The organism is Lentzea sp. NBRC 102530 (assembly GCF_030269365.1).
GTDB lineage: Bacteria > Actinomycetota > Actinomycetes > Mycobacteriales > Pseudonocardiaceae > Lentzea.
This window is the reverse complement of the sequence record NZ_BSTF01000004.1, coordinates 213,032-231,764: the sequence shown is the minus strand read 5'-3', so window position 1 is coordinate 231,764 and position 18,733 is coordinate 213,032. Positions and strand designations below refer to the sequence as shown.

The 18,733-nt window shown below is 70.1% G+C and carries 22 protein-coding genes; 7 read left to right on the top strand and 15 right to left on the bottom strand.

From position 1 onward, the window contains the following. The first annotated feature begins 2 nt into the window (after nucleotides 1-2). The gene (locus QSK25_RS12575; RefSeq protein WP_285638135.1) at nucleotides 3-2,948 is read left to right on the top strand and encodes an NACHT domain-containing protein; all 2,946 of its coding nucleotides are present in this window, start codon (nucleotides 3-5) and stop codon (nucleotides 2,946-2,948) included. On the opposite strand, the gene rdgB is transcribed toward QSK25_RS12575, so the two are convergent. Further along, nucleotides 2,945-3,544, bottom strand: coding sequence for an RdgB/HAM1 family non-canonical purine NTP pyrophosphatase (gene rdgB / locus QSK25_RS12570; RefSeq protein WP_285638133.1), 600 nt, complete (start codon nucleotides 3,542-3,544; stop codon nucleotides 2,945-2,947). The two genes, QSK25_RS12575 and rdgB, sit on opposite strands and share 4 nt — an antisense overlap. Further along, complete coding sequence (gene rph, locus QSK25_RS12565; RefSeq protein ID WP_285638131.1) at nucleotides 3,541-4,308, bottom strand: ribonuclease PH; 768 nt, start codon at nucleotides 4,306-4,308, stop codon at nucleotides 3,541-3,543. Before rph ends, rdgB begins: the two co-directional genes overlap by 4 nt. Nucleotides 4,309-4,357: 49 nt before the next feature. On the opposite strand from rph, the gene QSK25_RS12560 reads away from it, so the two are divergent. Further along, entirely contained in the window at nucleotides 4,358-4,852 is a 495-nt protein-coding gene (locus tag QSK25_RS12560) for a DUF2231 domain-containing protein (RefSeq protein ID WP_285638129.1), read from the top strand. Here QSK25_RS12560 and QSK25_RS12555 read toward each other — a convergent pair. Genes QSK25_RS12555 through QSK25_RS12540 form a run of 4 tightly spaced genes read right to left on the bottom strand, consistent with a single transcriptional unit; the run spans nucleotide 4,810 to nucleotide 7,364 of the window. Then, on the bottom strand, nucleotides 4,810-5,226 hold the full coding sequence (locus QSK25_RS12555) for an OsmC family protein (protein ID WP_285638127.1): 417 nt from the start codon (nucleotides 5,224-5,226) through the stop codon (nucleotides 4,810-4,812). The genes QSK25_RS12560 and QSK25_RS12555 overlap by 43 nt on opposite strands. Further along, nucleotides 5,223-5,990, bottom strand: a complete 768-nt coding sequence (locus QSK25_RS12550) for an MBL fold metallo-hydrolase (RefSeq protein WP_285638125.1) — start codon at nucleotides 5,988-5,990, stop codon at nucleotides 5,223-5,225. The genes QSK25_RS12555 and QSK25_RS12550 overlap by 4 nt, the downstream gene beginning before the upstream one ends. A 1-nt stretch (nucleotide 5,991) precedes the next feature. Next, a complete protein-coding gene (murI, locus tag QSK25_RS12545; protein WP_285638695.1) occupies nucleotides 5,992-6,741 on the bottom strand; it encodes a glutamate racemase in 750 nt (249 codons plus the stop codon). An 11-nt stretch (nucleotides 6,742-6,752) separates the two neighbouring features. Then, complete coding sequence (locus QSK25_RS12540; RefSeq protein WP_285638123.1) at nucleotides 6,753-7,364, bottom strand: rhomboid family intramembrane serine protease; 612 nt, start codon at nucleotides 7,362-7,364, stop codon at nucleotides 6,753-6,755. Between the two features lie 33 nt (nucleotides 7,365-7,397). Here QSK25_RS12540 and QSK25_RS12535 point away from each other — a divergent pair, with 33 nt between their 5' ends. After that, nucleotides 7,398-8,258 (top strand): SMP-30/gluconolactonase/LRE family protein, encoded by an 861-nt coding sequence (locus QSK25_RS12535; RefSeq protein ID WP_285638121.1) that lies wholly within the window; start codon nucleotides 7,398-7,400, stop codon nucleotides 8,256-8,258. Nucleotides 8,259-8,270: 12 nt separating this feature from the next. Further along, a complete protein-coding gene (locus tag QSK25_RS12530) occupies nucleotides 8,271-10,343 on the top strand; it encodes a helix-turn-helix transcriptional regulator (protein WP_285638118.1) in 2,073 nt (690 codons plus the stop codon). Between the two features lie 157 nt (nucleotides 10,344-10,500). Here the strand turns inward: QSK25_RS12530 and QSK25_RS12525 are convergent, their stop codons facing one another. From QSK25_RS12525 to QSK25_RS12515, 3 genes are read right to left on the bottom strand one after another with little or no spacing between them, the layout of a single operon-like run. After that, a complete protein-coding gene (locus QSK25_RS12525) occupies nucleotides 10,501-11,451 on the bottom strand; it encodes a PLP-dependent cysteine synthase family protein (RefSeq protein WP_285638116.1) in 951 nt (316 codons plus the stop codon). 8 nt (nucleotides 11,452-11,459) lie between these two features. Continuing rightward, entirely contained in the window at nucleotides 11,460-11,732 is a 273-nt protein-coding gene (locus tag QSK25_RS12520; protein ID WP_285638114.1) for a MoaD/ThiS family protein, read from the bottom strand. 31 nt (nucleotides 11,733-11,763) lie between these two features. Continuing rightward, nucleotides 11,764-12,174: a M67 family metallopeptidase gene (locus QSK25_RS12515; RefSeq protein ID WP_352235771.1), complete on the bottom strand. Its 411-nt coding sequence runs from the start codon at nucleotides 12,172-12,174 to the stop codon at nucleotides 11,764-11,766. Nucleotides 12,175-12,252: 78 nt separating this feature from the next. On the opposite strand from QSK25_RS12515, the gene QSK25_RS12510 reads away from it, so the two are divergent. Further along, the gene (locus QSK25_RS12510; protein WP_285638112.1) at nucleotides 12,253-12,672 is read left to right on the top strand and encodes an SRPBCC family protein; all 420 of its coding nucleotides are present in this window, start codon (nucleotides 12,253-12,255) and stop codon (nucleotides 12,670-12,672) included. Here QSK25_RS12510 and QSK25_RS12505 read toward each other — a convergent pair. Genes QSK25_RS12505 through clpS form a run of 4 tightly spaced genes read right to left on the bottom strand, consistent with a single transcriptional unit; the run spans nucleotide 12,656 to nucleotide 14,792 of the window. Continuing rightward, complete coding sequence (locus QSK25_RS12505) at nucleotides 12,656-12,952, bottom strand: hypothetical protein (protein WP_285638110.1); 297 nt, start codon at nucleotides 12,950-12,952, stop codon at nucleotides 12,656-12,658. The two genes, QSK25_RS12510 and QSK25_RS12505, sit on opposite strands and share 17 nt — an antisense overlap. Nucleotides 12,953-12,971: 19 nt before the next feature. Continuing rightward, a complete protein-coding gene (locus QSK25_RS12500; RefSeq protein WP_285638108.1) occupies nucleotides 12,972-13,883 on the bottom strand; it encodes a P1 family peptidase in 912 nt (303 codons plus the stop codon). A 55-nt stretch (nucleotides 13,884-13,938) separates the two neighbouring features. Further along, complete coding sequence (locus tag QSK25_RS12495) at nucleotides 13,939-14,496, bottom strand: DUF2017 domain-containing protein (protein ID WP_285638106.1); 558 nt, start codon at nucleotides 14,494-14,496, stop codon at nucleotides 13,939-13,941. After that, a complete protein-coding gene (gene clpS, locus QSK25_RS12490; RefSeq protein ID WP_285638104.1) occupies nucleotides 14,493-14,792 on the bottom strand; it encodes an ATP-dependent Clp protease adapter ClpS in 300 nt (99 codons plus the stop codon). Before clpS ends, QSK25_RS12495 begins: the two co-directional genes overlap by 4 nt. Nucleotides 14,793-14,871: 79 nt before the next feature. Here clpS and QSK25_RS12485 point away from each other — a divergent pair, with 79 nt between their 5' ends. Together QSK25_RS12485 and QSK25_RS12480 are read left to right on the top strand one after the other, a co-directional pair. Beyond that, complete coding sequence (locus QSK25_RS12485; RefSeq protein WP_285638102.1) at nucleotides 14,872-16,155, top strand: nicotinate phosphoribosyltransferase; 1,284 nt, start codon at nucleotides 14,872-14,874, stop codon at nucleotides 16,153-16,155. A gap of 1 nt (nucleotide 16,156) precedes the next feature. After that, nucleotides 16,157-16,696 carry an isochorismatase family protein gene (locus QSK25_RS12480; RefSeq protein ID WP_253321197.1) on the top strand — a complete coding sequence of 180 codons (540 nt, stop codon included), beginning with the start codon at nucleotides 16,157-16,159 and terminating at the stop codon, nucleotides 16,694-16,696. A 3-nt stretch (nucleotides 16,697-16,699) separates the two neighbouring features. Here the strand turns inward: QSK25_RS12480 and QSK25_RS12475 are convergent, their stop codons facing one another. Further along, the gene (locus tag QSK25_RS12475) at nucleotides 16,700-17,368 is read right to left on the bottom strand and encodes a hypothetical protein (RefSeq protein ID WP_285638095.1); all 669 of its coding nucleotides are present in this window, start codon (nucleotides 17,366-17,368) and stop codon (nucleotides 16,700-16,702) included. 118 nt (nucleotides 17,369-17,486) lie between these two features. Continuing rightward, nucleotides 17,487-18,659 (bottom strand): non-hydrolyzing UDP-N-acetylglucosamine 2-epimerase, encoded by a 1,173-nt coding sequence (wecB, locus tag QSK25_RS12470; RefSeq protein WP_285638093.1) that lies wholly within the window; start codon nucleotides 18,657-18,659, stop codon nucleotides 17,487-17,489. Between the last annotated feature and the right edge of the window lie 74 nt (nucleotides 18,660-18,733).

Here is an 18,733-nt window from a genome sequence, read left to right as displayed (position 1 = left end):
GGGTGGGCTTAGAAATCCAGGCCGTCTCCCGTCTCGGCCAGTCAGTAGCGATGCGCGCCGCCACCGAGTGGCTGGCCGTCCACACCGACGAGCGCACCGCGTCCCTGACCGAACTGGCCGCAGCCGAACTGACCAAGCCCACCCAACGAGCCAAGCTCGACACCCTGATCCAACACATCGGCCACCAGGTGACCGAACAACTCGAATCGGCCCTGGAACGCTTCCCCGACAACGAGATCGCCTCCTCCCTGCAAGCGGTGGAGGAGGCGATGTCGTCCGTCGACCTGTCCGACACCGCCCTGCTGACGGACGACGCGGACCCGGAAGCCCTGGCCCAACGCATCCGCCACTCGTTGCCGCGCAGCGACTCCAGCCGCTGCTACGAGGTCGCACTCGACCAGTCGTGCCGCTACCTCGTGCAGATCATCAGGCAGCTGCCGTCGTTCCAGCCGCGAGCCCTGGCCGAGGTCCTGTCCCGCGCCACCGCCCAGGCCGCGCTGCTCGACGAGGTGCTCGCCCGGCTCCCCCGCACCTCGCTCTACGCACCACAGGGCACCGACACGGACGAGGAGTTCCGCGACGAGTACCTGCGTCACCTGGCGACGAACCTCGACTTCCTGGAGCTGCTCGGCCTGTCCGGCAAGGAGAAGTCCCGGCTGCCCCTGAGCGTCGCCTACTTGAGCCTCACCGTCTCCGGTCACGCCCGGCAGGAGGACCAACGGCGCAACTGGTTCTCCGACGCCGAACACCGCGCGGTCGCCAGTGTGAGAGTCGAGTCGGCACTCGTCGACCGCACCCTCGTCCTCGGCGACGCGGGCTCAGGCAAGACGACATTGCTGGACTGGCTCGCGGTCACCGCCGCGAGGAGCGGATTCACGGGCGAACTGCAGCGGTGGAACGGCCTTGTCCCTCTCCCGGTCCGGCTGCGGGCGTACGCCGACGGTCCGCTGCCGGAGCGACCGGAGGAGCTGATCACCGGGTGGCTCACCGGAATCATGCCTGCTGGCTGGGCGCTTCGGGTGTTGCGCGCGGGCAGAGGCCTGCTGCTGGTGGACGGTGTCGATGAGGTACCGCCGGAGAAACGCCACAAAGTGCACCGGTGGCTGCGCACCTTCTTGAACACCTTCCCCAGCACCCAGGTCGTGGTGACCGCGCGACCTGCCGCCGCAGACCGGGAATGGTTGTCCGAACTGGACTTCCGCACAGTCGAGCTGGAGCAGATGCGACCTTCCGACGTGAAGGTCTTCCTGCAACGTTGGCACGAAGCCGCAGGAGCGCCCGACGAAGTGCACCGCCGGCTTTCGAACCAGCTGGCGGGCCGGCAGCACCTGCGCGCGCTTGCCTCCTCGCCGCTCCTCTGCGCGATGCTGTGCGCACTCAACCTCAGCCGGGTGTCGGAACTACCGCACACCCGCATGGAGCTCTACGCCGCCGCGCTCACGATGCTGCTCGACCTGCGCGACGCCGAACGAGGCCTCGCCCGCATGCTGACCACCTCGGACAAGACCGTGCTGTTGGGCGACCTGGCGTGGCGACTGACCCTCGGCGACCGCAGCCAGCTGCCGACGGCGAGGGTCCGCGAGCACATCGCGCGCAAGGTCTGCTCGATGCCCAACGTGCACGACGACCCGGACACGATCACCACCCACCTCCTCGAACGCAGCGGCGTCATCCGCGAACCCGTACCGGGCCGGGTGGACTTCGTGCACCGCACGTTCCAGGAGTACCTGGCCGGCGCGGAGGCGATGCATGACGGCCAGGTCGAAACCCTTGTCGCGCACGCACATCAGGACTCGTGGGCGGAAACGATCGTGCTCGCGTGCGGACACGGCCAGCGCACCCAGGTCAACGAGTTGCTCACGGAGGTCCTCGACCGAGCCGACCGCGAACCGGTGAACTCCCGGAAACTGCGCCTGCTCGCCGCCACCTGCCTGGAGACGGCGCGGGACCTCGACGCCACCGTCTACGACCGGGTCAACCGAATGATCGAAGAACAGCTGGTCCCACCACGCGATCTGGAAGAAGCGGCATCGCTCGCCATGGTTGGGCAGCGCATCCTGCGTTACTTGCCACAAGACCTGACACGGCTACCGGACAAAGTCGCAAAAGCAACAGTTCGCGCCGCAAGACTGATTGGTTCTCCGGAAGCGATAAGCCAGCTAACACTTTACGCGCAAGATCCGCGCGGCGGTGTCCAACGCGAACTCCAGGAAGCGTGGGTTCACTTCGAGCCAAGGCGCTTCGCTGAGGAGGTCCTAGCTCACGCACCGCTGATTAAAGGCTCGATCAGTGTCGCGTCCGTACGCTTGCTTCCTCATCTCACGGCGCTCCAACACCTCAGAACGGTGGACCTCGCCCTGCCCGAGCATGAGGTCCACCAAGATCTTTCGTTCGCGCAGGCCGTCACCGGACTACGATTCTTGGGTGTGCCCGTCGCCGGTGAGGTTTCCCTCAGCCAGCTCTCCACCTGCAGGCTCAGCATGCTGGCGCTGAATGGGGCCGACAGATATCTCAACCTGGAACAGTTGCCCCTCGGGTTGTTGAACCTGGCGCTCTTCCAACGGGCGCAGTGGGACGATCTCAACTTCCTGAGACGGCTCGATCTCTTCAGGCTCGATCTCAGCCAGGTCGCCGCAAACTGCGATCTCAGCGTTCTGTCGGGAATGACGCGGCTAGACACGTTCAGTTGCAGGGGCTGGACCGACTACCGAGCTCTCTCCAGCCTGGCGCACGTGGCGACGCTTCAGATTGACAGCCCGAGGGCTCCCGTCAATCTCGGTGACCTACCGGAACTCCCTGAGATCGACACTCTCATCGTAAGAAGTGGCGCTCAGATCGACCTGCGAGGGCTCGCGGGAAAAACGCTGCGTCTCGAATTACGCAGGAGGCAGCGTCACGTCGGGCGCGATGAGCTCGGGCCCGGCGTGACGATCAACTGGGTCGATTAGGCGAGCTTGCGCAGGTGCGGGACGAGGAGCTTGAGGGCGCGGCCCCGGTGGGACTCCGCGTCCTTCTCCTCCGCCGTCATCTCGGCTGAGGTGACCGCAGACCCCTCAGGCACGAAGATCGGGTCGTAGCCGAAGCCGTTGGTCCCACGACGGGCGCGCAGCAAAGTCCCCCGCCACTCCCCACGAACGACGACCTCGTCGCCACCAGGAACCACCATCGCCACCACCGAAACGAAGGCGGCACCACGGCGCTCGTCCGGCACGTCGCCCATCTGCCCCAGCAACAGGTCCAGGTTCGCGTCGTCGTCGCCGTGACGCCCGGACCACCGAGCGGAGAGCACGCCGGGCATGCCGTTCAGCTCATCAACGGCGAGACCGGAGTCGTCGGCGACGGACACCAGGCCGGTGGCGGCAGCGGCGTCGCGGGCCTTCGCAAGCGCGTTGCCCTCGAAGTCCGGCGCGGTCTCGGGGGCCTCGGGGAACGACGGCACGTCCGAAAGGGACAGCACCTCGATGCCGTCGAGAGACTCGGCCACCACGATGCGCTGGAGTTCGCGGAGCTTCTTGGCGTTGCGGGAAGCCAACAAAAGCTTCATCGCTTGCCACCGGGCTTCGGCTCGGGCAGCACGCCGGGGTAAGGCGCCGAAAGGGCCTCCGCCTGGATGCGGTTGAGTTCCGCGCAGCCCTGCAGGGCGATGTCGAGCATGCGGTCCAAAGTGGAACGGGCGAACGTCGCGCCCTCGCCGGTGCCCTGGACCTCGATCAACGTGCCCGCGTCGGTGGCGACGACGTTCATGTCGACCTCGGCGCGCGAGTCCTCCTCGTACGGGAGGTCCAACCGCACACGACCGTCCACGACGCCGACGGACACGGCGGACACCGCGCACGACAGCGGCGCCGGGTCGGCCAACCTACCCGCGGCACCGAGATAGGTCACCGCGTCGGCCAGCGCGACGTAGGCGCCGGTGATGGCGGCCGTGCGGGTGCCGCCGTCGGCCTGGATCACGTCGCAGTCGATGACGATCGTGTTCTCGCCCAGGGCCCTGAGGTCGATGCACGCCCTCAAAGAACGGCCGATCAGGCGCGAGATCTCGTGCGTGCGGCCGCCGATGCGGCCCTTCACGGACTCGCGGTCGCTGCGGCTGTGCGTTGCGGACGGGAGCATCGCGTACTCGGCGGTCACCCAGCCGAGGCCGGAGCCCTGCCGCCAGCGGGGCACGCCTTCGGTGACACTCGCGGCGCACAGCACGCGGGTGTTCCCGAACTCGATCAGGACCGAGCCCGCGGGCCAGGTCTGATATCCACGCGTGATCCGGATGTCACGCAACACGTCGTCGTATCGGCCGTCGCTTCGCACCACGGGCCCTACCCTAATGAACCCTGCGGAGCGCCACGGCGTAGGGAGAGACATGCTGACGATCGACGGTATTCCGCTTCACCCGTTGCTGGTGCACGCGGTGGTCGTGCTGCTGCCCCTCGCGGCGCTCAGTTCGATCGCGATCGCCCTGGTCCCGAAGTGGCGGCGCAAGTACGCGTGGCCCGTTCTCGGGGTCACGCTGGCCGGTGTCGCCGCTGTTCCGGTGGCCAAGCAGGCCGGTGAGGACTTCCAGGCGGCGCTCGAGCGCAACGGTGTGCAGAACCCCCTCATCCAGACGCACGCGGACCTCGGCACGATGTTGCTGCCCATCGCGCTCGGCTTCGGTGTCGCGGTGATCGCGCTGCTGGTCGCCGGGCGGCTCGCGGACCGCGAACGGGACGCCGAGGCACCCACCACGAAGACGTGGCGGGTGATCTCAGTCGTGGTGTCGGTGCTGGTGGTGCTGCTCGCGGTCGGCACGACGGTGCAGACCGTGCGGGCGGGTCACAGCGGGTCGGAGGCCGTCTGGAGCGGCATCGGGAGCTGAAGCGGCGAGGTCGCCGACTGCTTCAACGTGCGCGTCACCGTGCAGAACTGCTCCACGGCGCGCCGGACGACGACCTCGAGGGCTTCCGGGTCTTCGACGGCGGACAGGTCGTACGAGAGCGTCACGGGGATGGAGATCACCTCGTTGCCGCTCTCGGACTGGACCGCGTCCGCCTGGGCTGTCAGCTGATCGCCTCCGGTTCTGCGCAGGATCAACGTCTCCGACGTGACCACCGCGCACCCGGCGGCGGCCGCGACCAGAAGTTCGACCGGGCTGAACGAGCCTTCCTGGCCCTTGCGCCCGATCCGCACGGACGCACCGCGCCCGTTGGAAGCGACGAACTCGTGCTCGCCGACCCGCTCGATCTCGATCATGTCAGCTCCCCCACCTCGTACCGGCCGCCCTGCACGACCAGCTCACTCGGCCCGCCGAACGCCGACCGGGCCTCCTCCAGCACGTCCTCGCGCGACGTCCACGGCGGCACGTGCGTGATCAGCAGCCGGCCGGCGCCCGCCCGGGAGGCCAGCTCGCCGGCCTCGCGCCCGGACAGGTGCAGGTCCGGCTCGCGGTCCGGGGCGTGCGTCCAGCTCGCCTCGCTCAGCAGCACGTCCGCGCCGTCGGCCAGCGAGTCCAGGGCGTCGCAGGTCCCGCTGTCCCCGGTGTAGGCGAGCGTCACGCCGCCGTACGAGATCCGGAACCCGTAGGCCTCGCACGGATGGGCGACCACCGCGGACTCCACGGTGAACGGTCCGATCTCGACCTTCGACCCCAGGCCGTGGAAGGCGAAGACGTCGCCGAAGTCCAGCGAAGAGCGCTCGGCGGCGTTGGGCGCGTAGGCGGCGACGAACCGCGAGGGGGCCTCGGTGGGCGCGTACACCGGCAACGCGGCAGCGGGCGGCGTCGGGTGGTACTTCCTCGCCACGTAAAGGGAGGACACGTCGACGCAGTGGTCGGGGTGCAGGTGGGAGAGCACCAGCGCGTCCATCGAGAACAGCGGCCGCTCCTCCTGGAACCGCGACAGCACGCCGTTGCCGAACTCCAGCGCCAGCGTGAACCCCTCGGCCTCCAGCAGGTAACCGGAGGCGGCCGCGCCGGGTCCGGGAATGCTGCCGGAGCAGCCGAGCACGGTCAGCAGCACGTCAGCCCCACTGTTCGAAGGTCGGCAGGAACCGGGCGGCGAGCTTCGCGAACCGCTCGGGCGGACCCGTGCACGTCACGCGGTGCACAGCGGGTTCGACGGCGAACTCGTCCCGCTCGGTCAGCAGCCGGACCACGTCCTTCACCGTCTCCTCGGCGCTCGACACCAGCGTCACGTGCTCGCCCATGACGATCTGGATCACGCCGGTCAGCAACGGGTAGTGCGTGCAGCCGAGCACGACGGTGTCGACGTCGGCGCGCTGCAACGGTTCCAGGTAAGCCTGCGCGAGCCCGAGCACCTGCCGCCCCGACGTGATGCCGCGTTCCACGAAGTCGACGAACCGCGGGCACGGCGCCGCGGTCACCGTCACGTCGCGCGCCGCCTGAAACGAGTCCTGGTACGCGTGCGAGTTGATCGTGCCGACCGTCGCGATGACACCGACCCGGCCGGAACGGGTCGTCATCACCGCACGCCGGACGGCGGGGAGGATCACCTCGACCACCGGCACGTCGTAACGCTCACGGGCGTCGCGGAAACACGCGGCAGAGGCGGTGTTGCACGCGATGACCAGCATCTTCGCGCCCTCGTCCACGAGCCGGTCGCAGACCTCCAGCGCGTGCTTGCGGGCCTGCGCGATCGGCAGCGGCCCGTAGGGACCATGCGCCGTGTCGCCGATGTAGTGGATCGACTCGCCCGGCAACTGGTCCATGATCGCGCGGGCGACCGTGAGGCCGCCGACGCCCGAGTCCATGATCCCGATCGTCACGCCGTGAATGTAGCCGGTGCACTCGTGCGGCGGTTGTCACGAGACACACCCCACGCAGCCAGAACGCCGCCGATTGCGCCGAACAGGTGGCCTTCCCACGACACACCGGGCTGGCCGGGCAGCACGCCCCACAGCGCCGCGCCGTACAGCGCGAACACGCCGACTGCGATCAGCAGCTGGAGCCACGAGCGCGCGAAGATCCCGCGCACCAGCAGGAACGCGAGGAACCCGAACACCAGTCCGGACGCGCCGATGTGGCTGCCGGGGCTGCCGAACACCCACACGCCCAGAGCGCTCGAAAGCCAGATGACGGCGGTGATCTGGAAGAACTGCTTCAGGCCGCCCGAGGTCGCGAGGAACCCGAGCAGCAGCAACGGAACGGCGTTGCCGGTGAGGTGGCTCCAGTCGCCGTGGATCAACGGCATCCAGAGCAGGTTGTCCCACTCGCCGAAGTTCCGCGGCAGCACGCCGTCGTCCTCCAGCGAGCCGCCGGTGGCCACGTCGAAGGCCTCGACGAGGTAGAGGAAGCCGACGAACCCGGCCACGACGAGCAACGACAGCACAGGGTGCGGCGGGATGACCCGTTTCGCTAGCGCGGTGCGGTCCACATGACCAGCGTACGTGGCATTTAAGGTGGTTGGGTGGCTATCGAAGTAGCGGTGCGCGCGTCGGCCCAACTCGGCGAGGGGCCGACCTGGGACCACAGCAGCTCCACGTTGCTGTGGGTGGACATCCTCTCCTCCGAAGTGCACCGGTACGCACCGGCGCGCGACGACGACGCGGTGCTGGTCATGCCCCAGCACGTCGGGGCCGCCAAGCCTCGCTCGCACGGTGGCATCGTCTGCAACCTGCGGGACGGCATCGCGCTGGTCGACCGCGACGGCACCAAGTCCTGGCTCGTCTACTGGGCGCGCGAGGGCGTGCGCGGCAACGACGCGGGCGTCGACCCTTCGGGCCGGCTCTGGGCCGGCACCATGCGCTACGACCAGGCCGCGGACGAGGGCTGGCTCGCCAGGATCAGCGGTGACGGCGCCGCGAAGGTCATGGTGGACAAGGTGAACACGAGCAACGGCGTCGGCTGGAGCCCGGACGCCACCCTCATGTACTACGTCGACACGCCGACCCGCCGCATCGACGTCCTCGACTTCGACAACGCCTCCGGCACCGTCGCGAACCGCCGCCCGCTCGCCCACGTCGGCAACACCGACGGCTGGCCGGACGGGCTGACCGTGGACGCCGACGGGTGCGTCTGGGTCGCGTTGTGGGGTGGCCGGGCCGTGCGCCGCTACACGCCCGACGGGGAACTCGACCGCGAGATCGAGGTGCCCGTCGACAACCCCACGGCGTGCTGCTTCGGCGGCCAGGACTTCACCGACCTCTACGTCACCTCGGCCCGCTCCGGGCTGTCCGACCAGGCGTTGATGGACCGCCAGCTCAACGGTTCCGTGCTGGTGCTGACCAATGCCGGCCAGGGGGTGCCGGGCGTGGCGTTCAACGGCTAGGACAAGGCCTAGATGCTCTCGCGCTTCATCGGCCGCACGAAGTTGCTCGCCGACCTGCACGACCTGCTCGCCGATCACCGCCTCGTGACGCTGACCGGCGCGGGTGGCGCGGGCAAGACCAGGCTGGCGCGCGAGATCGCGGGCACCGTGTTCGTGGAGCTGGCGACGATCAGCCGGCCGGACATGCTCCTGCGCGGGGTCGCCGAGGCGCTGGAGGTCGAGGACAGCGCGGTGCCCGACCACCTCGCGGACCGCAAGACCGTGCTGGTGCTCGACAACTGCGAACACCTCAGGGACGCCGCCGCCGACCTCGCCCAGCAGCTGCTGACCGGCGCTCCCGGCCTCACGGTCCTCGCCACCAGCCGGGAACGCCTCGGCGTGCCCGGCGAACGCGTCCTCGTCGTGCCGCCGCTCGACGTCCCGCCCGCCGACGCCCCGATGAGCACGGCCTACGAGTCGGTCGCGCTGCTGGCCGATCGCGCGCCGAACTGGCGGCTCACCCCGCAGAACTGGCCCGACGTCGTCAAGCTCCTCAACCGGGTCGCGGGCCTGCCACTCGCCATCGAACTCGCGGCCGTGCGGCTGCGGGCCATGCCGCTCACCGAGGTCGTCGAACGGCTCGACGACGAGATGAAGCTGCTGACCCGCAACGACCGGGTGGCGTTGCCGCACCACAGGACCCTGCGCGCGGTCATGGACTGGAGCCACGACCTCTGCACGCCGGACGAGCAACGGCTGTGGGCGCAGGTGTCGGTGTTCGCGGGCGGCTGGGACCTCGGCGCGGCGGAAGCCGTGAGCGACTCCGACACCGTGCTGGACGACCTGGACGGGCTCGTCGCCAAGTCGATCGTCACGTTCGAGCACGACCGCTACCACCTGCTGGAACCGTTGCGGCAGTACGGCGCCGAACGCCTCGGCGCCGACCGCGACGCCGTGCGCAAGCGCCACCTCGACCACTACGGCGAGCTCGTCCGGCACGTCTCGGCGGGCTGGCTCACCGACACCGCGCTGGTCGACGTGCTGCGGGTGGAGATGGCGAACGTCGAGGCCGCGCTGGAGACGAGCCTGCGCGAACCCGGCCGGGCGCTGGAGCTCGAGTTCCAGCTCGCCCGCATGCACGGCGCGTTCTTCGCGAGCGGCTGGCCCGCGCAGTACCGCAGGCTCCGGCGCGCGCTCGAAGGCGGCGCCCACGACCGCTGGCACCTCGAAGCGCTCACGTTCGCCGCGTCGCTCGCCCTCACGCTCGGCCGCCACGACGAGTCGGCCGAACTGCTCGCCGAGGCCGAACGGCTCGACAGCGAGTTCGCGGCCGTGCTCTACGTGCGCGGCGAACGCCAGTGGCTGCTGCACGGCGACTACGCGGCGTTGGCCACCATGCGCGAGGCACGCGCCCGGTTCGAGCCCGAGCGCCAGGTGATCTTCTCCGTGCACGTCGCGATGGCGTCCGCGCTGCTCGCCGACGAACCGGAGGCGCGCGCGGACATCGCCGACCTCGCCGCGACCGCCGAGGGCAACGAGATCGCCGTCGGCGGGCTGCTGATGGCCAGAGGCGTCGCCGAACTGCGCTTCGGCTCCCCCGACGAGGCCGCCGACCTGCTGCGCACCGCCCTCGCCCGGCAACGTGACAGCGGTGACCAGTGGGGCCCGGTCTGGGCCGTCGAGGCGCTCGCCTGGGCGACGGCGGCGAGCGGGCAGGCACGGCGGGCCGCCCGGTTGCTCGGCGCCGCGGAGGCCGCGCAACGGCTGACCGGCCGTCCGCTCGCGAGCCACGAGACGTTCCGTCGGCAACGCGCGCAGGCCGTGGCGAGGGCACGCGACCCCGAGTACCGCCGGGAGCACGCGGCGGGCGTGGGGCTGAGGTCGTTCGACGAGATCTTCGCGGTCGCGCTCGGCGAGGACACCGGTCCGCTCACCCCGGCGCAGCTGGAGGTGGCGAAACTCGTCGCCGAAGGTCTCACCAACCGCGAGATCGCGGTCCGGCTGCACAAGTCGCAGCGCACTGTCGAGACCCAAGTGCAGCAGATATTCGCAGCTCTGGGCGTCAAGAACCGCGTTATGATCGCTGCACGGCTCAACCTGAGTTGATGAGCGCCATACGTAGGCAGTCTTGCGGTTTATACGGATGTGCGCCCGTACGCCGGTGAACTACAAAGAAGCAGTTCACCGGACCGCACGAGCATCTGGGGGGATGCACATGAGTGAAGATCTGGCCTGGAAGGGCGCCTGAGTCAGCAGGCTTCCATCACGCCCAGAGGTGGCCGTCGAGCCTGGCGGCCGCCTCGTCCAGCGTTCCGGCGTAGGCGCCGGTGGACAGGTACTTCCACCCCGCGTCCGCCACGATGAACACGATGTCCGCGGACTTCCCCGCCACCTCGGCCTTCTGCGCCACGGCCAGTGCCGCGTGCAGGATCGCGCCCGTCGAGATGCCGGCGAAGATGCCCTCGGTCTCCAGCAGCTGCCGGGTGCGGCGCAACGCGTCGTAGGACCCGACCGAGTACCGCCCGGTCAGCACCGACTCGTCGTACAGCTCCGGCACGAAGCCCTCGTCGAGGTTGCGCAGCCCGTAGACCAGCTCGCCGTAGCGGGGTTCGGCGGCGATGACCTGCACGTCCGGCTTGGCCTCGCGCAGGAACCGGCCGACGCCGACCAGCGTGCCCGTCGTGCCGAGACCGGCGACGAAGTGCGTGATCTCCGGCAGGTCCTTCAGGATCTCCGGACCCGTGCCGCGGAAGTGCGCCTCCGCGTTCGCCGGGTTCCCGTACTGGTAGAGCATGATCCAGTCCGGGTTCTGCTTGGCGAGCTCCTTCGCCGTGGCCACAGCCTGGTTCGACCCGCCGGCGGCGGGCGAGAACACGATGCGCGCGCCGTACGCCTGCAGCAACTGCTTGCGTTCGGTCGAGGTGTTCTCCGGCATCACGCACACCAGGCCGTAGCCCTTGAGCTTCGCGGCCATGGCGAGCGAGATGCCGGTGTTGCCGGACGTCGGCTCGAGGATCGTCGCGCCGGGACGCAGCACGCCGTCCCGCTCCGCCGCCTCGATCATGGCCAGCGCGGGCCGGTCCTTGATCGAGCCGGTCGGGTTGCGGTCCTCGAGCTTCGCCCAGATGCGCACGTTCTCGGACGGCGCCAGGCGCGGCAGGCCCACCAGCGGCGTTCCGCCGAGCGCGTCGAGCAGCGAGTCGTAGCGGGCCATGTCGGAGATCAGCCGCCTGCGACGGCCGGGAGGATGGTGACGTTGTCGCCGTCCTTCACCTCGGCCGCGAGGCCACCGGAGAAGCGCACGTCCTCGTCGTTGACGTAGACGTTGACGAAGCGGTGCAGCGTGCCCTCCTTGACCAGGCGGGCCTTGAGGCCGCCGTGGTTGTTCTCCAGGTCGTCGATGATCTCGGCGAGCGTCGTACCGCTGGCGGACACCGACTTCTCGCCCCCGGTGTGGGTGCGCAGGATCGTCGGGATCGACACGGTGACTGCCATGGTGCTTCTACCTCCGGGAAACGGGTGCAACTCAGGATTCGATGATCTTGACCGGTTCCTCGGTCACGACACCGTCGACGATGCGGTACGACCTCAGCTCGTGCTCGTCGGGGTCACGCGTGGAGACCAGCACGTAGTGCGCCTCCGGCTCGCCCGCGAACGAGATGTCGGTGCGGGACGGGTACGCCTCCGTCGCGGTGTGCGAGTGGTAGATGACCACCGGCACCTCGTCGTTCGCGTCCATCTCGCGCCACACCTTGAGCTGCTCGGCCGCGTCGAACCGGTAGAACGTCGGCGACCGCTCCGCGTTCTCCATCTCGATGAAGCGCTCAGGGCGGTCGGACCCGTACGGCCCGGCGATCACCCCGCACGCCTCGTCGGGATGGTCGCGGCGCGCGTGGGCCACCATCGCGTCCACCAGGTCACGGCGAATCACCAGCACGTCCCCAATCCTACGGGCTGGCGGGAGTTGTCTCGGTATGCGAGATACCGGCGCGTGCACCTGGTTTAACCTGGCGCGATGCGCTTCACGAAGGAGATCGTCCTCGACCGGCCGATCGAACGGGTGCGGGTCCTCACGTCCGATCCCGCGCACCTGCACGCGTGGCAGCCCGACCTCGTGAGCATCACCCAGCACAGCCAGACGCCGGGCGCGGCCGGTGCCACGGCGACCCTGCGGTACCGGCACGGCAGGCTGGAGGAGACGGTGCTGGCCGCCAACGCCGACGAACGCTCGTTCCGCTACGAGTCGCGGGCGCGGACGCACACCGTCAGCTACCGGTACTCCCGGCTGGGCGACGACCGGACGTTGCTGACGTACTCGGACGAGATGCGGCTCTCGGGCGTGTCGCGGCTCTTCGCGGGCCGGATCACCAGGGCCGCACGGGAACGGGCCGAGCAGGGGCTCGACCGCTTCAAGGCGTTCATCGACGCCGGCTGAGCACCACCACGAGGTAGAGCGCCAGCAACGCGACGCCCCTCCGTCGCTGGGCCTGGTCCAGGCCTCGCCACGCGGCCAGCTCGGCCCACGCGGCCAGCGGGGTGGCGGCCACGCCGAGCTTCATCAGCACCTTGCCCACGGCGGGCGGCACCAGGAACGAGGCGGCGAACAACCCGGCGGGAGCGACCACCGCCAGTTCCCGGCCGGGGATCTCGCGCGCCGCACCGGGCGGGGCGAACTCGGTCACGACGGCTGCGGCCTGATCAACGACATCGGTCATGCCGGAGGGCTACCCCGGCTCAGAGGTCGCGGAACGCCGTCACGCCGTTCAACGACGTGGCCTCGCGCGCCCCGGACACCACGGCCTCCGCGAACACCTCGGCGGCCGCGGCGCACAACGCGTCCAGCGCGAACACCCTCGGTTCCGCGAGCGGTACGGCCCCCGTGGCCAGTGCGAACACCGTGTCGCCGTCGAACATCGAGTGCGCGGGCCGCACGGCGCGGGCCAGTCCGTCCTGCGCGGCCATCGCGATCCGGCGGCACTCCGCCTTGGACAGGTCGGCGTCGACGGTGACGACGCCGATCGTGGTGTTGAGGCCGTCCGGCTTGCGTTCGGGCAACGCCACGGCGCTCGTCCCCAGCGACGGCAGCCACGGCAGTCCGGACGCCCGGTCGACGACCTCACCCGCGGCGTTCACCACGGCCAGCGCGCCGATCTTGTGCTCACCGACCTGCCGCACAGCGGCGCCGACACCGCCCTTGAGCGACCCGACGCGCGCCCCGGCACCGGCGCCGACGCAGCCGAGTTCGAACGTCTCGGCGGCCGCCTCGCAGGCCGCGTGGCCGAACGACGGGTCCGGCCGGTTGCCCCACTCGGACATCGGCAGGTCGAAGATCACCGCGCCGGGCACGATCGGCACGACGTGGTGCGGTTGCGGGCCGACCTGGAAGCCGATGGAGCGTTCGGAGAGCCAGCGCATGACGCCGTCGGCCGCCGCGAGCCCGTAGGCCGAGCCGCCGGACAGGCACACCGCGTGCACCTGCTGGACCAGGTTCGACGGGTCGAGCAGGTCGGTCTCGCGGGTCCCGGGCGCGCCGCCCCGGCCGTCGACCGCGCCGACGGCCCCTGCCGGCACGAGCACGACGGTCGTGCCGGTGGCCCAGCCGTCCTCGATGCGGTGGTGGTGCCCGACGAGAACGCCGGGAATCACGGCAGGTCCCCCGAGCGCGCCGCCCCGCCCGGATCAGCCCGGTGGTGCGTGCACCTCACGGCATCATCGCTTCGACCAGCGTGTCCTGCACCCAGGTCAGCCAGTGGTACACGCCGAGGTGCGGCGAGCGCGGGTCCTCCGGCGGCAGCTCGTCCGGCATGTCCTCGGTGACGTCCAACGCCGTCCCGAGGGCCAGACGCACGTCGTTCAAGGACGCCATCCACGCCTCGGCCTGCGCGATCGACAGCCGGATCTCCCCGCCGTCGGGCGAGCAGGTCTCCAGCACGACCTCGGCCGCACCGGTCTTGTGGTCGAGCAGCTCCGGCTCGTGCAGTGAGCGCAACGCCGCGGCCGAGTTGACCTCGTCCGGGTCGGGCGCGTCGTCGTCGAGCCGGTGGAAGTCGGGCAGCAGCCTGCCGAGGATCGGGTCGTCGGGTGCCTCCGACGGGCCCGTCCTGATGCCGGTCAGCTCGGCCAGCTCGTCCTGCGGTGCTTCCTCGGCTCGGGCGATCAGCATGTCCTGGATCTGGCTGACCAGACCGCGCACGACCGCGGCCTCCTGCCGGTCCAGCCTGCCGACGACGACGTCACCGTCGCGGATCCACCTCTTCACGAGGACCGCTGCATGGTCGCCCAGAGCCCCGCCGCGTGGAGCTTCGCCACGTCGGCCTCCACCTTGTCCTTGGTCCCCGATGTCACGATCGCCTTGCCCTTGTGGTGCACGTCGAGCATCAGCTTGGTCGCATGGTCCCTGCTGAAGCCGAACAGCTTCTGGAACACGTACGTCACGTAGGACATGAGGTTTACCGGGTCGTTCCAGACCACGGTCTGCCAGGGTCGGTCCTCGGCGGCGACTTCCTCACCGACGGCCTCCGGCTGCGTCCGTTCCTGTTCGACGGGCGTGGTCATACCGCCAATGGTGTCATGTTCGCCGCAGTGACGGAGACCGCGTGCGGGTAAACCACCTGCGACCTTAGGGTTGGTGACCATGAACTCGACCGCGTTGCTGACCGACCACTACGAGCTCACCATGCTCGCGGCCGCGCTGCGTGACGGCACTGGTGACCGTCCGTGCGTGTTCGAGGTCTTCGCCCGCAGGCTCCCGGACGGACGCCGCTACGGCGTGGTCGCCGGCGTGAACAGGTTGCTGGACGCGATCGCGGACTTCCGCTTCGGCGAGGAGGAGATCGACCAGCTGCGCCGCAACGCGGTCGTCGACGATTCCACTTTGGAATGGCTCGCGAACTACCGCTTCACCGGCGAGGTCGACGGCTACCCCGAGGGCGAGCTGTACTTCCCCGGATCGCCGGTCCTGACGGTCCGGGCGTCGTTCGCGGAGGGGGTCGTGCTGGAGACGCTCGCGCTCTCGATCCTCAACCACGACAGCGCCATCGCGTCCGCCGCCGCCCGCATGGTGACCGCCGCGAACGGCCGTCACATGATCGAGATGGGTTCCCGGCGCACGCACGAGGAGGCTGCCGTGGCGTGCGCCCGCGCGGCCTACCTGGCGGGCTTCCACGCCACCTCGAACCTCGAGGCGGGGCGCCGGCACGGCATCCCGACGGCCGGCACGTGCGCGCACGCGTTCACGTTGCTGCACGACACCGAGGAAGAGGCGTTCGCGAGCCAGGTCGAGGCGCTCGGCGTCGGCACGACCTTGCTGGTCGACACCTACGACATCTCCGAGGGCATCAAGAAGGCCATCGCCGTCGCGGGCCCCGAACTCGGCGCGATCCGCATCGACTCGGGCGACCTCGGCGTGATGGCGAGGCAGGCCCGCGACCAGCTCGACTCGCTGGGCGCCCGCAACACCCGCATCGTCGTGTCGAGCGACCTCGACGAGTACGCGATCGCCGCCCTGCGCGCGGAGCCCGTGGACGCGTACGGCGTCGGCACGTCGGTCGTCACCGGTTCGGGCGCGCCGACCGCGGGCATGGTCTACAAGCTGGTCGAGGTCGACGGCAGGCACGTCGAGAAGCGCAGCACGTCGAAGCAGTCGCGCGGCGGCTGGAAGAAGGCGCTGCGCCGGCACAAGGACACCGGAACGGCGCTGGAAGAGGTCGTGTTCCAGGCCTCGGCGCAACCCGAGCTCGGCGAGTACGACAGGCTGGTGCAGCTCCCGCTGATGCGCGACGGGCAGCAGACCGACGAGGTCCCCTCGCTCGAGCAGAGCCGCGAACGCCTGCGGGCGGCGCTGGTGAGCGTGCCGTGGGAGGGCCTCAAGCTCTCGCGCGGCGAGCCCGCGATCCCGACGATCTACCTGGAGGGCTGACATGACCAAGGCGCTGATCGTCGTGGACGTGCAGAACGACTTCTGCGAGGGCGGCTCACTGGCCGTGGCCGGTGGTGCGGCCGTGGCGGCGGCCATCTCGCAGCACATCGCCACGTCGGCGTACGACCACGTCGTCGCGACGCGCGACTACCACGTCGACCCCGGCCCGCACTTCTCGCTGACGCCGGACTTCATCGACTCGTGGCCGGTGCACTGCGTGGCGGGCTCGCCCGGCGCGTCGTTCCACCCGGAGCTCGACGTGTCCGGCATCGAGCAGGTCTTCTCGAAGGGCCGGTTCGCCGCCGCCTACTCGGGTTTCGAGGCGGAGAACGACCTCGCGGGCTGGCTGACGGACAAGGGCGTGACCGAGGTCGACGTCGTCGGCATCGCGACCGACCACTGCGTGCGCGCCACGGCGTTGGACGCGCACCGCAACGGGTTCCGCACGACGGTCCTCGTGGACCTGACGGCGGCCGTGGCCCAGACGACCCGCGACGCGGCCGTCGAAGAGCTGCTCGCCGCGGGTGTCCGGGTCTCTTAGGCCTTACGGCGTCGGCGAGCAGGCCACCGTGCCGACGGTGACGGTGCCGGTGTAGCCGGACGACGGTTCGAAGGTGATCTTCAGCAGCGTCATGCTGATGCTGCCGTCGTTCGGCTCCGGGAACACCGTGTCGGTGAACTTGGCCTTGGCGAGCACGGTGCCGTCCTTCGCGACGACGTCGTGCACGTACCCGGGCTTGATCTCCTTGGGCAGGCCGGTCCAGCCGGACATCGCCTTGAGCTCCCAGCCCGCCGACGTGCCCTTCTCGTCGGCGGTGCAGGTGATGCTCCACTCGCCGATCTTGAGCCGCGGGCCCTTCTTCAGACCCGGCAGGCTCGCGAGCGCGGACAGGTCGAACGCCGCGCCCTTGGCCACCGACGTGGTCTTGGTCAGGAACTGCGCCGGGTCGACCACCTCGGTGGTGCAGGTGGAACTGGTGTCCCCGATCGCGAGACCGGTCCTGCTCACGGCCGGGCTCGCCCCGGTGACGGTGCCCGCCGCGTCCGGGTTCACGTCGCACACGGCGAGCGGTGCGACCTTGTAGGCCTGGCCCGCCTTCGCGAAGTCGGCCGACCCCGCCGACGCGGTGCCCGGCGGATTGCCGGCGAACGCGGGGGTCGCGGTCGCCAGCGTCAACGCGACCACCGCGCCTGCGATCGAACTCTTGCGCATTTTTCGCATTGCCTCGTTTCCCACGGCCCGATAATGGTTGTGATGGGGTGCGCTGATAACGCCTCGGCACCCCATGTCACCCATTCGTGTAGGCAATTACCTGGCCGAGTGACACCTTTCAGCGGACTCCGGCCAGGGTGGCGAACGGCTCCCGGCGCGGCAGGGCCGTCGGGAGCCCCGCCAGCCTCTCCAGGGCGGAGCACACCCGCACGGCGGCACGCCCGTCGCCGAACGGGTTGCGCCCCAGCGGGAGCCGCAACCGGGAGCCGAGCACCCAGCCCGCCTCGGCGAGGATGCGGGTGGTGTCGGTGCCGACGAGCCAGGCGCACCCGGCGTCGACGGCGAGCATGCGTTCCGTGGTCTCGCGCAGCACCAGGACGGGCACGCCGAACGAGGGCGCCTCCTCCTGGATGCCACCGGAGTCCGTCAGCACGAGGGACGCGCGCTTGAGGACGCGCACCAGGTCCGGGTAGTCGAGCGGGTCGGTGATGACGACGCGCTCGTGGCCGCCCAGCAAGGAGACGACCTGCTCGCGCACACCGGGGTTCGGGTGCGCGGGGATCAGCACGTGCAGGTCGGGGTGGCGGTCGGCGATGGCGCGCACGGCGTTGAGCACGCGCATGAGCGGACGGCCCCACGACTCGCGGCGGTGCACGGTCAGCAGCATGAGCCGGCCACCGGTGGCGTCGAGGGTGCGTTCCAGGGCCACGACGTCGGGGCTGCGTGCGGGCAGGTCGAGCGCCGCGACGCGTTGCACGGCGTCCACGACGGTGTTGCCGGTGACGACGATGTGGCTGTCCGGCAGGGATTCCCCGCCCAGCGCGTTCGCCGCGTCGTCGGTCGGCGCGAGGTGCAGCGACGTGATGCGGGAGATCATCTGCCGGTTCCCCTCCTCGGGGAACGGGCCGTAGAGGTCACCGGTGCGCAGCCCGGCTTCCAGGTGCGCCACGGGGATGCCGCGCCAGAACGAGGCGAGGGCCGCGGCCAGCGTCGTCGTGGTGTCGCCCTGCACGAGGGTGACCGCGGGGTCGCGTTCCTCCAGCACGGCGTCGAACTCGGGCAGCAGCCGGGAGACCAGTTCGGCCTGCGTGCCGGTGCTGCGGGGGACGTCCAGGCGGATGTCCGGCACCAGGTCGAACGCGCCGAGCGCCTGCTCGACCATGCCGGAGTGCTGTCCGCTGTGGACGATCGTGGGACGTAGGCCGGGGTGGCCGCGCAGGGCGATGGCGACCGGGGCGATCTTCAGCGCTTCCGGCCGGGTGCCGGCCACCAGCAGAACCTCTTTGCTCACCGTTGCGTCCTCTTTCTCGCATTCGACCGGGGAGGTCCGTCCCGGGGGCCGGGGGCAACCCCCGGGGCGGACCA

What these genes read in the sequence shown, in the direction of transcription:
- rdgB (WP_285638133.1), bottom strand. Translation starts at nt 3,544, where the DNA reads ATGAAGCTTTTGTTGGCTTCCCGCAACGCCAAGAAGCTCCGCGAACTC.
- QSK25_RS12560 (WP_285638129.1), top strand. Translation starts at nt 4,358, where the DNA reads ATGCTGACGATCGACGGTATTCCGCTTCACCCGTTGCTGGTGCACGCG.
- QSK25_RS12555 (WP_285638127.1), bottom strand. Translation starts at nt 5,226, where the DNA reads ATGATCGAGATCGAGCGGGTCGGCGAGCACGAGTTCGTCGCTTCCAAC.
- murI (WP_285638695.1), bottom strand. Translation starts at nt 6,741, where the DNA reads ATGGACTCGGGCGTCGGCGGCCTCACGGTCGCCCGCGCGATCATGGAC.
- QSK25_RS12530 (WP_285638118.1), top strand. Translation starts at nt 8,271, where the DNA reads ATGCTCTCGCGCTTCATCGGCCGCACGAAGTTGCTCGCCGACCTGCAC.
- QSK25_RS12525 (WP_285638116.1), bottom strand. Translation starts at nt 11,451, where the DNA reads ATGGCCCGCTACGACTCGCTGCTCGACGCGCTCGGCGGAACGCCGCTG.
- QSK25_RS12520 (WP_285638114.1), bottom strand. Translation starts at nt 11,732, where the DNA reads ATGGCAGTCACCGTGTCGATCCCGACGATCCTGCGCACCCACACCGGG.
- QSK25_RS12510 (WP_285638112.1), top strand. Translation starts at nt 12,253, where the DNA reads ATGCGCTTCACGAAGGAGATCGTCCTCGACCGGCCGATCGAACGGGTG.
- QSK25_RS12505 (WP_285638110.1), bottom strand. Translation starts at nt 12,952, where the DNA reads ATGACCGATGTCGTTGATCAGGCCGCAGCCGTCGTGACCGAGTTCGCC.
- clpS (WP_285638104.1), bottom strand. Translation starts at nt 14,792, where the DNA reads ATGACCACGCCCGTCGAACAGGAACGGACGCAGCCGGAGGCCGTCGGT.
- QSK25_RS12485 (WP_285638102.1), top strand. Translation starts at nt 14,872, where the DNA reads ATGAACTCGACCGCGTTGCTGACCGACCACTACGAGCTCACCATGCTC.
- QSK25_RS12480 (WP_253321197.1), top strand. Translation starts at nt 16,157, where the DNA reads ATGACCAAGGCGCTGATCGTCGTGGACGTGCAGAACGACTTCTGCGAG.
- QSK25_RS12475 (WP_285638095.1), bottom strand. Translation starts at nt 17,368, where the DNA reads ATGCGCAAGAGTTCGATCGCAGGCGCGGTGGTCGCGTTGACGCTGGCG.